Source organism: Diaphorobacter ruginosibacter, from assembly GCF_014395975.1.
Classification (GTDB): Bacteria; Pseudomonadota; Gammaproteobacteria; order Burkholderiales; family Burkholderiaceae_C; genus Diaphorobacter_A; species Diaphorobacter_A ruginosibacter.
This window is the reverse complement of the sequence record NZ_CP060714.1, coordinates 803,606-822,497: the sequence shown is the minus strand read 5'-3', so window position 1 is coordinate 822,497 and position 18,892 is coordinate 803,606. Positions and strand designations below refer to the sequence as shown.

The window sequence follows — 18,892 nt, the reverse complement described above, 5'->3', positions numbered from 1 at the left end:
CCCTCAACATGGCACTGCGGGTACTGCATATCGGTAAGTTCTACCCGCCCTACCGGGGCGGGATGGAGGTTTTTCTCTCCGACTTGATCAACGAGCAGCGCAAGCAGGGCATTGATGCCCATGCGCTGGTGCATGGCGATCCCGAACCGGATGACCCTCCATGGATTCAGCGCGTACCAGTGCAATTCAGCCTGGTCTACGCGCCCATGGCCGCCGGCTTTCGCGGCGCCATGGCCAAAGCCATCGAGCGTATCCAACCGGATGTCCTGCATCTGCATTTGCCCAACAACTCGGCACTGTGGGCACTGACGCTGCCAAGCGCGCGCAAGATTCCCTGGGTCATCCATTGGCAATCCGATATCGTGTTCTCCGATATCAAGTGGTCAGTTGCGTTGGCGTACATGGTCTACAAGCCGTTCGAGCAAGCGCTGCTGGAGCGCACGGCCCAGATCATCGCGACGTCGCCTCCGTATCTGGAAGCCAGCAAGGCACTGAGCAACTGGCACAACAAGACCGCCATCATTCCTCTGGGCATCAATGTCGCCGAGGCACCCGCTCCCGTTGAATTGCCCAAGGAATTGGGCTGGCGCGCCGACACCCAGCTCAAACTGCTGTCCGTGGGCCGACTCGCCTACTACAAAGGCTTCGGCACCCTGATCGAAGCAGTGAGCACCATGCAAGGCGTGGAGCTGTTGATCGTTGGCGAAGGCGAACAGCGCGCAGAACTCGAAGCCAAGATCAGCGCATCGGGCCGCCCAGGGGAACCGCCGCGCGTGCGATTGCTCGGCGCGTTGGACGATGCGCAGAAGCACTCGTTGCTCGCCCAATGCGACGTCTTCTGCCTCGCCTCCTGCGAGCGCACGGAAGCCTTCGGCATCGTGGTGCTGGAGGCCATGATGCACGGACGCCCCTGCATCGTGACCGATCTTCCGGGCTCGGGCATGCCATGGATCGTGTCCCAGGCAAAAAGCGGGCTGCGCGTACCCTACGAAGACGTGCACGCATGGCGCAGCCACATCGCCCGCATGCAGCATGATGCCGATCTGCGCAAGCGCTGCGGCGAAGCTGGCATCAAGGCCATCAAACGCATGTTCAGCATCGGCCCGTGCGAGCGTGAAATCAATCGCCATTACCGAAGCCTGGTACCCGAGTCCGTCGCCATTCCCTCCCACAAGGGACTGATGGTCGTCGTGAGCGCCCGCAATCAGGAAAAGCACATAGCACACATCATTCAGCGCGTGACTGCCCTGGCACCAAAAGCCAAAGTACTGGTGGTCGACAACCGCAGCACTGACGCCACCAGTCATCTAGCAGAAATGAGCGGAGCTGTGGTGCTACGCCCCCTGCTCGCAATGACTACCTGGGGCGCAATGCAAACCGGCCTACGCTATGCACAAGCCCACGGCTACGAAACCGTGGTCACCATCGATGCCGACAGCTACTACGAAGTGGAAGAGCTGCCAACCCTGCTGCATGAGGTCCGCCAGAATCCCAAGGCCGATCTATCGGTCGCCTACTTTGCCACCCAGCACAGCGTCGTACGCCGTTTCGCGTGGCAGTGGTATCGCGCGCTCACGGGCTTCAAGATGAAGGATTTCGTATCCGGCTTCCGTGTCTTCCGACGCAACGCCATCGCCGTGGCGGTGTCCTCGGATGCCACGTTGCTGGACTATCAGGACCTCGGAATCTACATCCTGATGCGTAAGCATGGGCTTCATATTCTGGAGGTGCCACTGACGATGGTCACCGCCAAAGAAGACAACTCGGGTATTTTCCGCTCCTGGGGCAAGGCGGTTCGCTACTTCGCCGTATCCAGCTTGATGGCCTTGGCGCATGGACGGAAATCCATAATTAATCGAATATAGAAAGCAATTCCATAAATCGTCACAACGGCATTCAACCGATTCAAATCCATTGAACGCAATACTCACAACACAGAATACAAGAAGCCAAAATCACTACAGACGCTCATTGTACTCAAAATAAGTTTTCGCTTTTAAATTTCGATTTATGCAACCAAACCAATAAAAAGCAGCCACCGAATTGACTGGATTCAATGCAAATCCAAAGAAATATTATTAATGTCACTCACAGATCAAAAAAAATCAACAGTCATAAGTACAAAAAGGCAAAAAATAGTAGAAGCCTCGTTGATTTTCTCATGCCTGATTGCGGCAGCCATCTTTGTTGTTCGCCGCGGACAAGATACGAACTGGGATTTACTAAATTATCATTATTATCAAGGATACTCCCTGATAAATGGTAGATTCTCGAACGACTTAGCCGCAGCCAATCTACAATCCTTCTTTAATCCTATCGCCAATGCATTGGCCTACTTGGCACTCAAGCATCTTTCCTTCCCATTCAGTGCCTGGTCGATTTTATTAATTCAACTCATTAGCATACCGGCAATTGCATTACTGGCAAAAGAGATTGCAAAAAGCCTTGGCTATTCACGAAGCTCCCCCTCCACCATCCCTGCTGTTCTCCTAAGTCTCTTGGCACCGCTTTGGATTAGTGAACTTGGCACCACCTTCTTCTCCTCATGGACTCTGCCATTGCTTCTCTGGGGAATCTATCTACTCCTCACAGCACATAAAAAAGACCTGATTTCAAGGAACCGAATACTGATAGCTGGCATATTATTTGGTCTTGCGGTAGGCTTAAAACTAACAAATGCTCCCTTCGCCCTCAGTGCAATTTTCATTTTTGCCATCTTGAATTACCAGAACGGCTGGCGAACATTTACACTGAACTGCACATTTTTTTTACTCACCTGCGGCATTGGTTTTTCAATAGTTGGATGGTGGTACTGGATCCTCTGGAATGACTGGCAAAGTCCCGTCTTTCCACTTTACAACGCTATTTTTAAATCAGAATTTTATGATTTCGTGAATTTCAGAGATATGCGTTGGCATTTCTCCTCAATTCAAGAAATATTTTTCTTTATAACCCAATCAGCTTGGGGAACCAACAAAACATCAGAAATTTATTTTGCAGACGCCAGATATTTATTTGCAGCCTTACTTCTGCCCGCTGCGATTATTTGCAAACCTGCAATAAGACTTAACAAACAATTAACAGCATTTTTGCTGTTCATGGCATTGAGTTTCCTTTTATGGTCGCTCATGTTTTCCTACCAAAGATACCTCATGCCTTTCGAGGTACTTCTAGGGTTGCTAATCTGGATCTTGGTTGCACGTATCGTGGACAATAACTTGTTGCGTTGGACGATCATGCTTTCTTTAACCATCTGTTCGGCTTTGACAATGAAAGTGCCTGATTGGGGTCACATACCAGTGATTAAGGCCAGTGAAAACCCTTTTGACATTGAAATAGCTGAACAGCTACATGCCGACCCGGCCCATTACTTGGTTATCGGAGCCCCCATCTCATACCTACTCCCATCGCTCCATCCGGAAAGTATTTTTTATGGCATTGGCTTTTCGAGGCAAATGGATGATCTAATTTTCAAAAGACTATCCACACCCTCCAATTTACCCATACGAATTCTAACTAGCAACCATGATGCAGCATCAATATCTGGGAGCCTTAGGCGGCTAAACTATAGTCCTTTAGAAGATTCGCTTGAGTGCAGATCATTCAAAACAGCCATTGATCGCTATACTATTTGTGAAGTACGATTTGGAAAGCAATTTTCGTACGAATCAGAAAATGCAGTAGCATCCGTCAGTTTTTCCAAGAATGAGTATTGGAAAACAGAGGGGATTCTATGGGATCGCGGCTTAAGCTCTCTGGAAGCATGGGGACTTTGGTCAGATGGAGATCAGGTTGAATTTGGCTTCCCTAATTGCTTGCCCCCAGGAGGCTATAAAATATTGACCACAGCTCATGCCTTTGGTCCCAATGTAGCTCTCCCCGTTATATTCAATTTGGACAACCAAGAAATACCTCAAAAGTTCTCTTCCACTGATAGCTTACAGATCGCTCATTTCGAAAACAACAGCGTGTGCCTTGATAAACTATCAATTCACATCCCCAAACCCACCTCGCCGCTGGAATTGGGTTTAAGTGCAGATCCCCGAAAGTTAGGCATCGGCATTGTTAATCTAAAGATCGTCAAGGAATAGCCATGATTCGTGTTGCCATCGTTTTACCCGCATTCAATGAAGAAAAAACAATTTCTTCTACCATTGAAGATTTTCACACTCATCTGCCCGATGCCGAAATATGGGTTATCAACAATAGATCGGTGGATTCAACTGAATCTCTTGCACGGGAAACTCTTGAGCGCCTAAAATGTCATGGAGGTGTAATCAATGAGCCTCGTGCAGGCAAGGGGAATGCCGTGCGGCGTGCATTTATTGAAATTGATGCAGATATTTATATCCTTGCCGATGCAGATATGACCTACCCCGCATTCCAAGCCCATGACTTAATCACCCCTATCGTGAATGGAACGGCAGATATGGTTGTGGGAGACCGTCACAGCGCCGGCCACTACGCGGCAGAGAATAAGCGAGCCTTTCATGGGTTCGGTAATTGTCTTGTTCGCGATTTAGTGAACAAGCTGTTTGGCGCCAAACTTGCAGACATCATGAGTGGATACAGAGCATTCAACCGCAGATTTGTCAAAAATTATCCAATTCTCGTCGAAGGGTTCGAAATTGAGACAGATATGACCTTGCATGCACTTGACAAACGATTTCGCATATTGGAAGTTCCCGTCGAATATCGGGACCGCCCTGAAGGCAGTTTTTCCAAATTAAATACCTTTCGCGATGGTATGAGAGTAATAAATACGATCACCACCGTACTGAGATACTATCGACCATTAGCTTTTTTTGGCACTTCGGCATTAATATTCGCAGCACTTGGACTTCTCGCAGGAATTCCAGTATTAGGGGATTGGCTGCGGGAAGGCTACATCCATCACATACCGCTTGCAATTCTAGCGACGGGCCTGCAAATCGTCGCACTCATTCTCGCGGCAATCGGGTTAATACTTGATTCAATCACACATCAAGATAAACGCCAATTTGAATGCGAACTCCTGAATCGCTAAACTTCACTTTCTGAATGAAACAGTTTACCAATATCGATTTAGAAAGCGAGGCAAAACATTTGCATCGTTGCCTTTTCCGTAAATCTATTTCATCTGCTTTCATTAAGGCTTATGAAGAAGCCCACAAGCGTTTACCAGATCTGCAAAACATTTCAGTCGACGAATCTCGCACTCTGCACATCATATCGACTAGGCAACTAAATGCAGTTGCCATTGAGCCATGGTTACGTGGCAAGAAGCAACAACGACATGCCCTGTCGGCAAAGCTGCTGCTGGTCTCCTATATTGCAGAATGCGATGGCAAGCATCCCGGATATTCGCGACAGCGCCAATTTGGGCGTGGTATATGGATTTTTCTTTTATTCAGTGGCTTCTTTGGTTTGCTTTACGGACTCTATTTGAAGGTTCGACATGGACTGCTTTGAGCGCGTTATCGTCGGCTCTGGTCCTGCAGGAGTAGCCGCTGCACGAAGCTCCCCAAGACAAGGAACATGCATAGTTGATGTGGGAGATGTATCCCAGCAATCATTCCAGTATCCATCACTAATCTCCGCACTAACTGCAGGAGATTCTGAAGCACTGCTCGGCCCCAATGGTGAAATGCTAGCGAATCTCACGGAAGCAGGCCGCATACACCCAAAGTTGCGCGCTTTTGACTTGCGATTTGTAATGCAGGGAGAGTCGTTTCACGTTCGTGATTCAATTGGAAAAGCAATTATCCATGGCGCGGGCAGCCATGCGGCAGGGGGTATGTCCAATGTATGGGGCGCCCAACTGCTTCGTTACACCGAAACCGATATTAGTGAGGCTGGCGGCTGGCCATTAGCGATATCGCAACTCATATCTTATTACGAAGATTTGGAAAAACACATTGGGATCTCTGGTCAAGCAGATGACATGCAAGATTTTCTAGGAGGTGCGCTGCCCTGCATGCCCCCCGTTCCCATGGTTCCAGCGGCTTCGCGCTTATATGCGAATTATCTTTCACACCGAACCCCAAAAAATATATTGCTATTAGGACGGTCTCGTTTAGCAGTAGCAAGCCAAGCCTGTCAATCGTATTCAGCACATAGTTTAGGAGAGACAGAGTTCTTCACGAGTGGACAAGCAGGGCTCTATACTGCAAAGCGCACTCTTGAGGAATTGAGGGCAGAGGGAAAGGTCACCTATCTCGGACAACACCAATTACTCGGCTGGCGAGAATCAGCCGAATATGTAGAATTGGATCTACGGAATCTCAAATCAAACGAAAGTTGCGTGGTTCGTACACAGCATCTTTTACTTGGCTGCGGCACCATACAAACGGCTCGGTTGGTACTGCAGCAAGGCGGAGAATATGGTCGCGCACTGCCTTTCATTGACCACCCTCCAACGCTGCTCCCTCTGTTCATGCCTAGCATGTTCGGTAGCAAGCTGCCCTCATGCAGCTTCCCTGTACAGTTGATTGGTACACTCAACGGGATTGGGCGACGTGACATGGTCAGTTTGTACTATCCAGGTGGTCTACTATGGAGCGACCTGCTTCCTGACATTCCTTTGCCCATGAATGCGGCGATTCGTATAATGGGGTCGTTGATAGGAGGAATGCTCGTCGCCCAAATATGGGAGACTGCCCGTCCTATGGCAGGTAATACTCTCAGCCTCAATAAAAATAATGGCATTGAGATCGTCTACGAAAAACAAGCTGAATGCACAATACTGCCACATTTACTGCCAGCACTCTCTTCACTTGGAGCATATTCACTCGGGCGTTTCGCTTCTCATTCACCACCGGGGTGGGGGTTTCATCATGCGGGTTGCCTTCCAATGCGGCATGCGCCCAATGAATATGAAACCCATGTGGACGGCAGGCTCTGGAACAGCAACCGTGTAAGAGTGATCGATGGCAGTGTCCTACCATCGTTGCCAGCAAAAAATCATTCATTGACATTGATGGCGAATGCAGCACGCATCGCCGAAGAGGTTACGCAATGCGGGTACTGATCTTTGGCGCTGCGGGGTTTATCGGCTCCCACATAGTTATCGATGCTACCGCTGCGGGACATGATGTCATCGCACTTTGCCGAGCAGGCAAAGTGGTCAATTTCAAAGGCCGGACGCTTTCGTGGTCGCTCGGCCAATCCGTGCCTTCCTCCATATTAGAAGATGTAGATTGTGCAATCCACTTGGCACATGACTTTGGCAGTAATGATGGTGCTCGTCTTACACGGGATGGAACATTAGCATGCGTTGCACAATTACGTGCAGCTGGTGTTCGCAGACATATCTTTTTCTCATCCTATTCTGCAGGTGCTCACGCCGATTCTATTTATGGCCAAACCAAGTTCGCCCTCGAACAAGAGCTTTCTAGACATTCAGATGTAGTCATTGTTAGACCCGGGCTTGTCTTGGGAAATGGAGGCCTGTATGGGCGCATTTGCAAATGGGCACGTCGTTTACCACTGATCCCACTGCCCGATGGCGGGCATGGACAGGTTCCCGTAGTCACCATAGAGCGCCTGAGTTGTAACACGTTGATGCTTGCCAGTATGGAAGAGCCTTCGCGAGAGGCCAACTTGTTCGAGCCAGACCTCCGCAGTCTGCGACAATTGGTGTTGGATGCAGCCTTGGAAGCTGGACGACATCCATGGATTTTACCTGTGCCATCCAAGCTGGTAACTGCAGGTTTGAGGCTAGCTGAGTTGCTACGAATACCCTTGCCTGTGAATGCGGATAATCTGAATGGCTTCCTTGCGAACCAGCAGGCACAACATGTCTCAACTATGCGAGAACAGAACAAATGATCGTAGAACGTTTGCGGCAATGGCTGTATGAACCCGAGGTGCGTGGGGTTGATGTGGATGACAACAGTCTTTTGGCCAAGCACGCTTCTGTGCTACATGGCAAGCGTTTGTTGCGATCGGCATTCGAAACGTTCTATCGTGATATGGGGGCACTATGCGATCATTATTTTGCAGCGCCAGGAATTGAGGTCGAATTGGGAACAGGTGCCGGCTTCTTCAAACGCCTGCGCCCCACATTAATGACCTCTGATGTTCGCAAGGGAAAGGGGATTGACTTAGAACTCGACGCTCAGTCTATGAATTTGAAGAACGAGTCAGTACGTTGTATCTATGCAATCAATGTATTTCATCACCTCCCCAACCCAGAGCTATTTTTTGAAGAACTAACGCGGGTACTGCACTCCGGTGGCGGGTGCATCTTGATCGAGCCACATGGTGGATTTTCTTCAGCACTATTGCACCGGCATCTCCACAGCGATGAACATTTCGACCCCAAAGCAAAGGGTTGGCGCACATCAGAAATTGCAGGTCCCCTATCAGGAGCCAATCAAGCATTGGCAGACATTGTTTTTCGACGGGACCTAGATCTCTTTGAAAAACTATATGGATCCCAACTAGAAATCGTATATCGTGGCTATGAGTTAAACGCACTGCGGTATCTACTTTCAGGCGGACTAAATTTTCGTCAATTGATGCCTTCATTCATGGATAAGCCGCTGACTTGGATGGAAAAATTGGGACGCCCATTAGCACGATACTGGTCACTACATCAAATCATCGTTATCCGCAGGCGAACATGATTCGCGAGTATGCAAAATTCTTTATCAATGGTGGCATTTTAGGTGTTGCGGCTTGGGGGCTGCAACTTCTTATTTATCATGCGTTGGACAATAATACTTCAACGTCATATGCAATTGCAAGCATATTAACTTATTTACCATTGGTCTTGGTAAACTACATGATTCAGCGCAGATGGATTTTTAAAAAATCTGGAATATTCTCCCGCTTTGTGATTGCCAACCTGTCGATCATGCTTTTTGTATCATTAGCATCACCATTATTCCGAAGAATCATAGATTTGCTTTTTGGTATACCTTGGGGTGATAATGGCGGCTTTGTTGCGGCAGCGCTCATAGGCTCAATACCATCCTTTTTCATCAAGCGTCACTGGGTTTTTGGAAAATCGTTTCACGATCAATAAGAGAATTTTTCGAGAATGGATGACCATGTAGGCACTGCCAAAAACCTCTTTTTGAAAACTCGTCTCAGTCAAATAATATTCAAGGTATTAGTTGCTTATAGATCGCACTTGTGCTTCTCACACATTGCTCCCACGTGAATGCACGTGAGCGCTGCACTCCACGAATCGACGCAGCGGCATTCCACTGATCGTTTTCCAGACCACTACGCAGGGCCTCGGCAATCGCCTGTTCATCCTCAGGCTGCACCGTCAGCGCCACATCACCGACCACCTCCGGCAGCGACGATGTTGACGACGTCAGGACTGGCGCGCCAGATGCCATCGCCTCCAACGGCGGCAAGCCGAAACCTTCATACAAGGATGGGAAGCAAAACAGCCGCGCACCCGCATACAGGTACGGCAGATCTTCCTGCGCCACAAAATCCAGGTATTTGAGCCAGCCCGCCTGCGTGGCCTTTTCCATCAGGTCGTGAATCTCGTCGGCCTGCCAGCCGCGTGAGCCACCGAGCACCAATGGGAAATGTTTTCGCAGAGCCTCCGGCAACCGGCCATAGGCACGAATCAGCCGTGCCAGATTCTTGCGCGGCTCAATGGTGCCGACGTAAAGCGAATAGCCCCCGTGCTGCAGACCAAGTCGCTGCATCACGGGCAAGGTCTCCTGATGTGATCTTGGGTGAAAAGAAGCGTCCACACCCAAGGGCACGGCACTGATGCGATCCTCGGGCCACCCGAAATGATCAATCACCTCACGCCTTACCGACTCCGCATCGGTGATCAGATGATCTGCCCTTGACACCGACTTTGGCAGGTCGCGATGCAGCAACTCCACCCGCGCAGCAGGATGGAACTGTGGGCAGACGATATGCGAGAGATCATGGATCGTCGCCACGGATTTGCCGGGAAACGGCGGCAAGAAATAATTAGGTGAATGAAACAGCGAATCCGCAAACGGCTTCATCTTCTGCCTCGACCAGATCGGCATCAACATCGAGTACGCGCGAACCGCCAGCTTGTTCCCTGCCAACACACGCCGCAAGGTGGGCTTGTTCAACTCCTGCGTCGAAACCGTTTTGGCCCGATCCAGCACCGCCTGTTCGCTGATCCACTGTCCCAGCGAATAGAAGCGCAGCGACTCGACCTCCTCGCAGTGAGGAAGCCTTGTCGCCAATTCGAAGGCATAACGACCAATTCCGGTCAAGGGCGCATGAATCGCATCCGCGCCCAGAATCACCTTCACCACGTCACACCGCTCCCGCGCTATCTGACAGCATCCAGGCGAGCGTATCCTCCAGCGGACGCGGACTCCACGCCCCCGCCAGCTCCCTGAGGCGCGAAGCATCACCGCAAAGCGTCTTCACCTCGTTGGCGCGCACAAAGGCCGGATTCATGACGGCCTCGATCTCCTGCCCGGTAATGTGCTGCGCCATCTGCAGCACTTCGCGCAGCGAAATCAGACGACCCGAGCACACATTGACGACTTGCCCCACCGCAGACCTGGAATCCAGCAGTGCACGGTAGGCGACAGCGACATCCCGCACATCGGAAAAATCGCGCCAGACTTCCATGTTCCCAAGCTCGATCACCGGCGCCTTGCGGCGGAAATGGCTCACGATCTTGGGCAGCAGAAAGCTCTCGGACTGCCCCACACCCGTGTAGTTGAACGGTCGCGTAATCGTGATCGGAAGCTTGTCCATCCACAACCGCGCCATGTATTCCATCGCCAGCTTGCTGACGGCGTAATCATTGGCGGGATTGGGCAGCGTCGCCTCCGAAAGCTCCCCCTCTGTGGAGTTGCCATAGATGTTGGCGCTGCTTGCCAGCAGCACGCGCTCCGGCTTGCTCTCGCCGTCCAGAGTCGCCAACGCCGCCAGCAGGTTGCGCGTACCAACCACATTCACGTCGTAGAACGCGCGCGCGTTGCTGTGCCCGACAAATGCAATCGCAGCGAGGTGAACCACGGCTTTCGGCTGAACCTCCTGAACCCAAGCCGTCAAAGCCGCGTCATCCAGCAGATCCACATGCCGATAGCGTGGCCGAGCGGTTTCGGGCTGAGAACCCAGCCCCCACACCTCCCAGCCGTGTTGCTCGAGTTCACGGGTCAGATAGTGGCCCGTGAAACCATTGATGCCAGTGATCAGAACTCGCCGCACTTGCACATCCTCAGAACGAAAAGCCCGCTTCATTGCGGCGAATATCCGCCTCGACCATCATCTGGCACAGTTGTTCCAGCGTCGTCGTAGGCTTCCAGCCCAACTCGCGCTGCGCCTTCTCAGGGTTGCCGATCAGCAACTCCACTTCCGCAGGACGATAGAACTTCGGATTCACGCGTACCAGAGTCTTGCCAGTGGCTGCATCGATGGCCACTTCAGATTCTGCGGCACCTTCCCACTTCAACTCGAACCCGGCAGCCTTGCCCGCCATCGTCACGAAGTCGCGAACTGTCTCGGTGCGATTGGTCGCGAGCACATACGTATCAGGCTTTTCTGCCTGAAGAATGCGCCACATGCCTTCCACATAGTCCTTGGCATAACCCCAATCGCGCTTGGCATCCATGTTGCCCAACTCCAGAACATCCAGCTTGCCGAGCTTGATCTTGGCCAGGCTGTCAGTGATCTTGCGCGTCACGAATTCACGGCCGCGCAGCGGGCTTTCATGGTTGAACAAAATACCGCTGGAACCAAAAATGTCATAGCTCTCGCGATAGTTCACCGTCATCCAGTGCGCGTACAACTTGGCCACCCCATAAGGGCTGCGCGGATAGAACGGCGTCGATTCGCGCTGAGGAATCTCCTGCACCTTGCCGAACATCTCCGACGTGCTTGCCTGATAGAAGCGGATCTTTGGATTGACGATGCGGATTGCTTCTAGCAAGTTCACCGGACCGATACCCGTGATTTCTGCGGTTGTCACTGGCTGCTCGAACGACACACCCACAAAGCTCTGCGCAGCGAGGTTGTAGACCTCTGTGGCTTCCGTCGTCTGCAGCAGACGAATGCTGGCAGACAAATCCGTCAGATCGTATTCGACGAGATGGAGATTCGGGTGATTCTGAATACCCAATTCTTCGATGCGCCAAAAGTTGACAGAACTGGTGCGACGGTAGGTGCCGTAGACCTTGTAACCCTTCGCCAACAAGAGTTCTGCCAAATACGCGCCATCTTGGCCAGAAATGCCTGTTACTACTGCTATTTTCACGATTTCTCCTAAAGTTTTAAATATCTAAACAGGTGGCATTGCAAAAAAACCACATCAATCCAAAGACCTAAAATAATCAAAAATATAAAAAATCCATTCACTCTAGCAGCAACATCAACAAATAGTCCACGCGCACATTAACCTGCAAGCCTCTAAAAAAGAGATAGAAAACCCAAACATTCAATCACCTACCAGTTAATATAGAATATATTTTTCTTACCGGAGATGTAATCCTCCATGACGCACTCTTCCTAATGTCAACCAAATTCTTTTCGAGTTCTACAATCCTGAGATTTAAAAAATCAACCTCATTCATCCCCTCGGAGGATGATTGCAGCCCTGTATTATTTTCAGACGCTCCCGAAAGCTGCTGCAACAACACCTTGACTGGCTCATGTGCTGCGGGCCAGGTCAATTCCGCGGGAATAGCAACATAGTCCCAGAAATTTTGCAACCTTGATGACGTAACAAAATCATCCTTTGAAAGCAGGACGCCAAATATTGAATATATAGAATAACCCATGCCTGAGAAATATTCAAAGACATCTGCGGATGAATAGTCATAATTGACAAGCGCTGCATCGCCCAACTCAAAAGACACATACGGTCGCAATCTTCGAATCAAATTTTCCGCACCACGTAAAATCATTAACTCCGCACCCTCAGCATCTAACTTCATAAATTTCAATGATGTCAGGTCATACAAAACATCATCAAGACGCTTAACCTCCACATTAACATGCATTCGTCTAATGCTTTGATCATGGTAGATTCTTTCCTTGAAACCACTGTATTCAGGAAAGTCGGGCACCTCTACAAACGTCAATTCGCCAGTAATATCCGCTAGTGCGTGATTAAACAATTTAATATTTCCATCAATATTTCCTTGAATACCATCACTAAGTTTTTTAAACTGCACTGGAAGTGGCTCAAAAGCGTACACCAGTCCCCTAGTTCCAATTGAGCTTGCCATAGGAAATGTGTGGCGACCTATATGCGCACCGACATCTACGGCAATATCCCCATTTTGAAGAACTTGACAATAAAATCGCTCTAGCATCCGCTCATAATCTGGGCTCATCTTTAACCCCTTACAAGTACATAGGCCATCACAAACGACTGATCAAACGATCATATTAGTACCCAATCAACTTAAAGAAACTCGTTGATTTTCTTTTCGACAAGGCTACAACTATCTCGCCAAGTCCTTGGCTTATAGTTTTTTAGAATTTCATTTTCTTGTTTTTTAAGCAACTCAGGATTGGTAGAGTAAATATATAACGCGCTAGCCCAATCCCGTGGACTGAAGGGGTCCACATAATGAACTAAATCACCACCTACCTCAGGAAGAGATCCCTCGTTTGATGCAAGGACGACCTTTCCTGCCGACAGTGCCTCCCCAACAGGCAATCCCCAGCCTTCATAGAATGAAGGATAAACGCAAAACTTCGTATTTTTGTAGAGTGCACCAAGCTCAGAATCAGTAACATGATTAAGTTGCACAATTTTTCCCTGAACAAGTGGATCCAATCGTATGTCTGCCAATAGATCACTGACACCCCATCCAGGCATTCCAACAAACACTAAAGTTGGCATTACATCCAATTGCCCCGCCTTTGCAAGCAAATGATAGGCTTGATAGAGAACCTCGTGGTTTTTGCGTCGCTCTATACTGGATACAAAAAGAATAAAGTCCCTTTGCATAACATTTTGAACCTCAACACCAATATCACTGGAGATAGTTGGAATGTTGTCGCCAAGTGGGAAATAGCATGTACTGACATTTCTCGCGCCTGTCGACTCGATAAATTTTCTCAAATCATGTTCTGTCTGTTTTGAAATACAGAGAACCAGTTCAGCTCCCTCAGCTACATCGATAAAATAGGACGAAAATTGTTGTGCAACCGCACCAACGCAATATTGAGGATACAGAATTGGAATCAAATCGTAGCAGCAAGCAATAATTTTCACCCCCTCATCAACGCGCAAATCATAGAACTTTTGCTGCACCCCTTCATTCCAATCAAGACCCACTGATATCAGAATATCGCCGGGTTTAAATATTGATTCGATTTTTTCGACTTTATCACCTGCAGAATGCTCTGATTTTATCTTAGAAGTGGATTGAAAATTTTTTACCTTTCTTCGATTAAGATACCCCCCAGACGCGGCTGCACCCATGAGTACAAGCGGTTTAAATACCCACGTGCAAAATTTGGTGCGATGGTCAATCCAACCTGAGCTATGGCGATCAATAATTGTTCTGTCGATAGAAGTGGTACAGCATATGTTGGGTTCACCACTGCAGAAGGCGCACTATTTTGGTGCGAATTTGAATGTTCAGCTTTAATTGACCGATCGATTTCGCACTCTTGAAATGCTACACCATTCCAAATGCATGCCTTGAATACCGAGGAAGGATAGAGCGCCCCCAATCCACGGAAAAGCTCCTGCTCTACACGAACAATACCGACAGCAGGTCTATTCCATTTGGACGTGGTCGTCACGTTCATCCATATTGTTGGGTTATTATTACGCATCGAAACTTATCCCTGGCGCGATTTGAGATTTTTGATAAATTCTGGCAAAGATCCAATGGAATTTTCCCACAATAAATCTTTTCGCAAGTTACGCTCTTCCAGCCGTAAACTCAGGCTGGGGATTTGCATCAATTCCCTCAATTTACGCTTAAACGCATCAGGCTCATCAATTACAAAAACTCCATTAGCCCCATAATATTTTTCAAAACCACGCATGGCAACCTTGGTCGCTAGCACATATTTCCCAGACCAAAGTGCCTCCGCAGTTTTGAGATTTGTTCCCCCCCCCTGAGTGAGCGGTAAAACGATACATTGAGCCTCTTCGAGCAACCCATTTAGGCAAGATTGAGGGACAAGCCCCGGTGCAATGACACGCTCTGAAAGCTTTGCTGATTCACTTAGTCGTGGATCCTGCATAATCGCAGGGCCTGCGCCGCCAGCAATGACCAAACGCTGCCGTGGGTTCAATGAGCCAAAGCCTCCGCCAAAAATTTCAAAAAACCCCTGAATATTTGGCGGGTGTGCGCTTGCACAGTAAAGTGCATATTTACTACCTCCCGTCAACGCCGCGGCTTCAGTCCGCCCCTCTGGAGATACACTCCACGCTTGGACACCATTTGGTGCTAGACAAACAGGGGTATTACAGTTAGCTTTTATCCAGTCAACATCGTTCTGAGACACCCCTACCACGCCATCAGCGTTAGTCATCGCATTGATTTCACATTGAAGAATTAACTTCTCAGCTTCTGCCGCAGCATCACTCCCAAAATAACTCTGAACAATCTCTTTCTTCAACCTATGCTCAATGTTTTGGGAGCCGTAAATTAATTTAGGAAATCGAGAAAGACTGTTCGCCATCAAGAATGCAAAAGGCATAAGCCATGGCTGCTCAACATGAATAATATCCGGAATGGCTTTTATTTTTTTTCTCAGCCGTTCATACCATATTCCTCCAACCTCTGAAAACACTTTGGATATCCCAAAGTCTTCCATCAGAAATGGATTTTTCAGATAGGCATGAAAGCTGTGATTGCCAGGATACTCCACGAACCCATCTTCGGCATGATAAGCCCGGCTTCCTAAGACCCCCGCGACTTGAACATTTAATCCAGCTCGCCTATATTCATCCGCTATATTCTTGACTCTTAGTTGACCACCATGGCTCGCATTCTGAACTGGATAAGTACACAACAATAGAAGATTCATATTTATTTACTAAAAATACTCAAAATCTTTCGTAGCGGTGCCGTAATTCGCCATGATGAACTTTTCAGCAGTGCATCATGGCGACCCTCTAGTTCATGCATTTTCTCAAGCAACGATTTTTGATTCATATCCAGCTCCGAGACTCTACGAAGTAAATCTTGGCTGTGCCGGACCAATTCCGCAGTCACGCCTTTCATTTCCACAAGTGAAGATATTTTTTCCTCTTTGAAGCTTTCATAACGCATACACAATGCATCTAGATTGACGCCGTATTCTGCGTTAAAAGGCGCATCAAAATTCAACGCCATCGCGGAGTCAATACTTTTTTGCGCAACCACAGCATAATCAGGACTCACACCAGATAAAATATCAATAATCCGAATATCAGTCGCTGTACGAAGATCTGGCCTCTCCTGCAATCGAACAACCCGACTACGTGCGTACCCCTCATAATCTGCGATATATTGAAGGAGCATGGGAGGAATTGGGCGTATATGCGTTGGATCCAGATAAAAATTACGCGTAGCAACCACAATATTTTCCGGATTAGGTGTCTCCATTATCAAAAGTCCTCCTGGCATCAGAACTCGTTTTGATTCCGTTATGACTGTACGTAACTGCTCAAAAGTAATATGCTCAACCACATGAAAGGCGGAAATGACCGCCATACTTTCATCACTTAGCGACCTAAGGTGAGCAACAGCATCACCTTGCAATGCAGGGAGTTTTAATTCCCTCGCGGCTTGAAGCATCCCCTCATCCAGATCCATGCCAAATGGATTAAAGCCATGCTCAAGCATTAATTCCAGCCATTCGCCTCGTCCACAGCCAATATCGAAGGATGCAGCGCCAGGATACAATTGCCGCAAGGGCTCAATGAAGGGAAGATATTGCTTTCGAAGTTCCTTTATCATACTTCGTGGCGCATAAAATCGCTCCTCGAATGCACGATAGAATCCTGTTGAACTCATTTAAAAAAACCTACAATAGGTGGAATCCAAGTCCCACCCGTAAATTGATCACGATTTAGATTAACCACATTAAACATCAGCGCGAGATCACGCCATTCATAATTGGCGGCCAGATGGTTATCCGAGACATGCAATGCGGTGGAAATTGAATAAGATCCCAGCCCGATATTTGCAGGAAAAGAAAAAACCAACTTAATGAAATCTCCTGCCTTGAGGTCATTCATCTTGAAATTCAAGAGATGAGTGTTTGTCCCATAAACGGCCTGCCCTAATCGATCCCGAATCATGTACCCAAAGACGAGTTCAGGGAGATCGGCATTAAGTTGTACAATAACTTTCAATTGAACATTTTCGCCAACATTAATGTACTCAGCCGGCTGCCGTTTTTCATTAAGCAATTCAATAGATGCAATGCGCGCTTCGCCACTTCCAGAAACTGTCTGAACTCTTCCATCATCCATTTTCTTTTGTTCTATGGTGGAATTTTCACGTTCTGCGATTAATGCATTGTAGTAATCCATCACCTCTTCGGGCTTTGAATCCTTAATGATATATCCGTCCTCTAGCAATATAGCCCTATCGCACAAATTCTGAATCGAATTCCTATCATGAGAAACAATAAGCAACGTTGTTCCTCTCTCGCGAAATTCACGAATTCTCCCAAAACTCTTGTGTTGAAAATAGGCGTCACCAACCGATAATGCTTCATCAACGATCAATATATCGGGACGCACGGCAGTTGCCACACTAAATGCCAATCGCATTTGCATTCCGCTTGAGTATGTACGAACCGGCCGATCAATGTACTCCCCTATTTCAGCAAAATCCTCAATGGCAGGCATGCACCTTACGATTTCATCAGATTGCAAACCCAATAGTTGGCCCGCCATAAATACATTCTGGCGCCCAGTGAAGTCTGGGTGAAACCCCATTCCCAACTCGAGAAGTGCAGCAATGCGCCCATTCCGTTGAATACTTCCATTGGTGGGTTGCGTAGTGCCTGTTATTATCTTTAGCAACGTACTTTTACCCGCACCATTGACACCTACAATTCCAACAGCCTCTCCGGGAGTCACAGAGAAAGTAATATCACGCAAAATCCAAGTTTTTTCGTGATGTGGCCTACCGGTAACCCATTCGGATACCCTGGCCCATTTAGACGGGTACCGTTTATAAGCTTTACCAATGCTTGAAACAACAAGGCTACTCATCAGAGTTCATCCACCAATTCGCCTACGCGGGACAGGAAAAAATGAGCCCCTAGCAGTAAAAAAAACAGCGTCAGTAGCACTAAAGGCCATAGATCAAAAAAGTTTGGCCACAAACGGTCGAGAAAAATTCCTTGATAGGCCAATATCAAGGGTTGCATAGGATTGAATTTTAAAACTGCCTGAACGCCTGCCGGTAGTGCAGTCCACGTATAAACAATTGGTGTCAGCCAAAACCAGAACTGAAGAACAATCCCCATCAGTTGACCAACATCTCGAAAGAAGACATTTAGAGTGCCAAGAAATATGCCGAACCCCAGTGCAAAAAGTAACTGCAAAATTAGCAATGGAATTACTGCGAGCAGCACCCATCCGGGCCAATGCCCGACAACTGCCAAAAAAATCAGATAGACCGCAAGCAGTATTCCAAAATTAATCAGAGATGATAATATTGAAATAGCGGGGAGACAAATCCTCGGGAAATTTGACTTCTTTATAAGATTCCCGTTATCCAGGAATACGTTATTAAGGCGCCCTAGGGTTTCCGCAAAGAGCCCCCATGTAATGACGCCGGCGCACAAATAAATACTAAAGGCAAACGGTGTACTTTCATGACCGGGCAACGATGCACGCATCAATTTACCGAAAATCACTGTGTAAATAACTATCATAGTCAGTGGGTTGGCCACCGACCAAAAGGCTCCCAAGAGCGACTCACGATATCGGCCATGGAACTCGCGCATTACGCTGCTCCAGATGAAT

Annotated in this window: 18 protein-coding genes; 8 read left to right on the top strand and 10 right to left on the bottom strand. The window is 48.3% G+C overall.

Annotated elements, in window-relative coordinates; all coding sequences use genetic code 11:
* Positions 1 to 8: 8 nt before the first annotated feature.
* The 8 genes from H9K76_RS03745 to H9K76_RS03710 all read left to right on the top strand — a co-directional run bounded on the left by H9K76_RS03745 (position 9) and on the right by H9K76_RS03710 (position 9,010).
* On the top strand, positions 9 to 1,865 hold the full coding sequence (locus tag H9K76_RS03745; RefSeq protein WP_187598244.1) for a glycosyltransferase: 1,857 nt from the start codon (positions 9 to 11) through the stop codon (positions 1,863 to 1,865).
* A gap of 216 nt (positions 1,866 to 2,081) precedes the next feature.
* Complete coding sequence (locus H9K76_RS03740) at positions 2,082 to 4,091, top strand: glycosyltransferase family 87 protein (RefSeq protein ID WP_187598243.1); 2,010 nt, start codon at positions 2,082 to 2,084, stop codon at positions 4,089 to 4,091.
* A 2-nt stretch (positions 4,092 to 4,093) separates the two neighbouring features.
* The gene (locus H9K76_RS03735) at positions 4,094 to 5,026 is read left to right on the top strand and encodes a glycosyltransferase (RefSeq protein ID WP_187598242.1); all 933 of its coding nucleotides are present in this window, start codon (positions 4,094 to 4,096) and stop codon (positions 5,024 to 5,026) included.
* Between the two features lie 14 nt (positions 5,027 to 5,040).
* Positions 5,041 to 5,451 (top strand): hypothetical protein, encoded by a 411-nt coding sequence (locus H9K76_RS03730; protein WP_187598241.1) that lies wholly within the window; start codon positions 5,041 to 5,043, stop codon positions 5,449 to 5,451.
* Complete coding sequence (locus tag H9K76_RS03725) at positions 5,438 to 7,009, top strand: GMC oxidoreductase (protein ID WP_187598240.1); 1,572 nt, start codon at positions 5,438 to 5,440, stop codon at positions 7,007 to 7,009. The genes H9K76_RS03730 and H9K76_RS03725 overlap by 14 nt, the downstream gene beginning before the upstream one ends.
* Complete coding sequence (locus tag H9K76_RS03720) at positions 6,997 to 7,809, top strand: NAD-dependent epimerase/dehydratase family protein (protein ID WP_187598239.1); 813 nt, start codon at positions 6,997 to 6,999, stop codon at positions 7,807 to 7,809. The genes H9K76_RS03725 and H9K76_RS03720 overlap by 13 nt, the downstream gene beginning before the upstream one ends.
* Positions 7,806 to 8,609, top strand: a complete 804-nt coding sequence (locus H9K76_RS03715; RefSeq protein WP_187598238.1) for a methyltransferase domain-containing protein — start codon at positions 7,806 to 7,808, stop codon at positions 8,607 to 8,609. Before H9K76_RS03720 ends, H9K76_RS03715 begins: the two co-directional genes overlap by 4 nt.
* Positions 8,606 to 9,010 carry a GtrA family protein gene (locus H9K76_RS03710; protein WP_187598237.1) on the top strand — a complete coding sequence of 135 codons (405 nt, stop codon included), beginning with the start codon at positions 8,606 to 8,608 and terminating at the stop codon, positions 9,008 to 9,010. Before H9K76_RS03715 ends, H9K76_RS03710 begins: the two co-directional genes overlap by 4 nt.
* 79 nt (positions 9,011 to 9,089) lie before the next feature.
* Here the strand turns inward: H9K76_RS03710 and H9K76_RS03705 are convergent, their stop codons facing one another.
* The 10 genes from H9K76_RS03705 to H9K76_RS03660 form a co-directional block, all read right to left on the bottom strand.
* Positions 9,090 to 10,250 carry a glycosyltransferase family 4 protein gene (locus tag H9K76_RS03705; protein ID WP_187598236.1) on the bottom strand — a complete coding sequence of 387 codons (1,161 nt, stop codon included), beginning with the start codon at positions 10,248 to 10,250 and terminating at the stop codon, positions 9,090 to 9,092.
* 1 nt (position 10,251) lies between these two features.
* Positions 10,252 to 11,193 carry an NAD-dependent epimerase/dehydratase family protein gene (locus H9K76_RS03700; RefSeq protein ID WP_187598235.1) on the bottom strand — a complete coding sequence of 314 codons (942 nt, stop codon included), beginning with the start codon at positions 11,191 to 11,193 and terminating at the stop codon, positions 10,252 to 10,254.
* Positions 11,171 to 12,205, bottom strand: coding sequence for a GDP-mannose 4,6-dehydratase (gene gmd / locus H9K76_RS03695; RefSeq protein WP_187598234.1), 1,035 nt, complete (start codon positions 12,203 to 12,205; stop codon positions 11,171 to 11,173). The genes H9K76_RS03700 and gmd overlap by 23 nt, the downstream gene beginning before the upstream one ends.
* Before the next feature lie 184 nt (positions 12,206 to 12,389).
* The gene (locus tag H9K76_RS03690) at positions 12,390 to 13,286 is read right to left on the bottom strand and encodes an FkbM family methyltransferase (protein WP_187598233.1); all 897 of its coding nucleotides are present in this window, start codon (positions 13,284 to 13,286) and stop codon (positions 12,390 to 12,392) included.
* 71 nt (positions 13,287 to 13,357) lie between these two features.
* Positions 13,358 to 14,386 carry a glycosyltransferase family 4 protein gene (locus H9K76_RS03685; RefSeq protein ID WP_187598232.1) on the bottom strand — a complete coding sequence of 343 codons (1,029 nt, stop codon included), beginning with the start codon at positions 14,384 to 14,386 and terminating at the stop codon, positions 13,358 to 13,360.
* The gene (locus tag H9K76_RS03680) at positions 14,341 to 14,718 is read right to left on the bottom strand and encodes a hypothetical protein (RefSeq protein WP_187598231.1); all 378 of its coding nucleotides are present in this window, start codon (positions 14,716 to 14,718) and stop codon (positions 14,341 to 14,343) included. Before H9K76_RS03680 ends, H9K76_RS03685 begins: the two co-directional genes overlap by 46 nt.
* A 33-nt stretch (positions 14,719 to 14,751) precedes the next feature.
* Positions 14,752 to 15,951 carry a glycosyltransferase gene (locus tag H9K76_RS03675; protein ID WP_187598230.1) on the bottom strand — a complete coding sequence of 400 codons (1,200 nt, stop codon included), beginning with the start codon at positions 15,949 to 15,951 and terminating at the stop codon, positions 14,752 to 14,754.
* Between the two features lie 2 nt (positions 15,952 to 15,953).
* Complete coding sequence (locus tag H9K76_RS03670) at positions 15,954 to 16,922, bottom strand: class I SAM-dependent methyltransferase (protein ID WP_187598229.1); 969 nt, start codon at positions 16,920 to 16,922, stop codon at positions 15,954 to 15,956.
* Positions 16,919 to 18,133, bottom strand: a complete 1,215-nt coding sequence (locus tag H9K76_RS03665) for an ABC transporter ATP-binding protein (RefSeq protein ID WP_187598228.1) — start codon at positions 18,131 to 18,133, stop codon at positions 16,919 to 16,921. Before H9K76_RS03665 ends, H9K76_RS03670 begins: the two co-directional genes overlap by 4 nt.
* Positions 18,133 to 18,873, bottom strand: a complete 741-nt coding sequence (locus H9K76_RS03660) for an ABC transporter permease (RefSeq protein ID WP_187598227.1) — start codon at positions 18,871 to 18,873, stop codon at positions 18,133 to 18,135. Before H9K76_RS03660 ends, H9K76_RS03665 begins: the two co-directional genes overlap by 1 nt.
* Positions 18,874 to 18,892 lie beyond the last annotated feature (19 nt).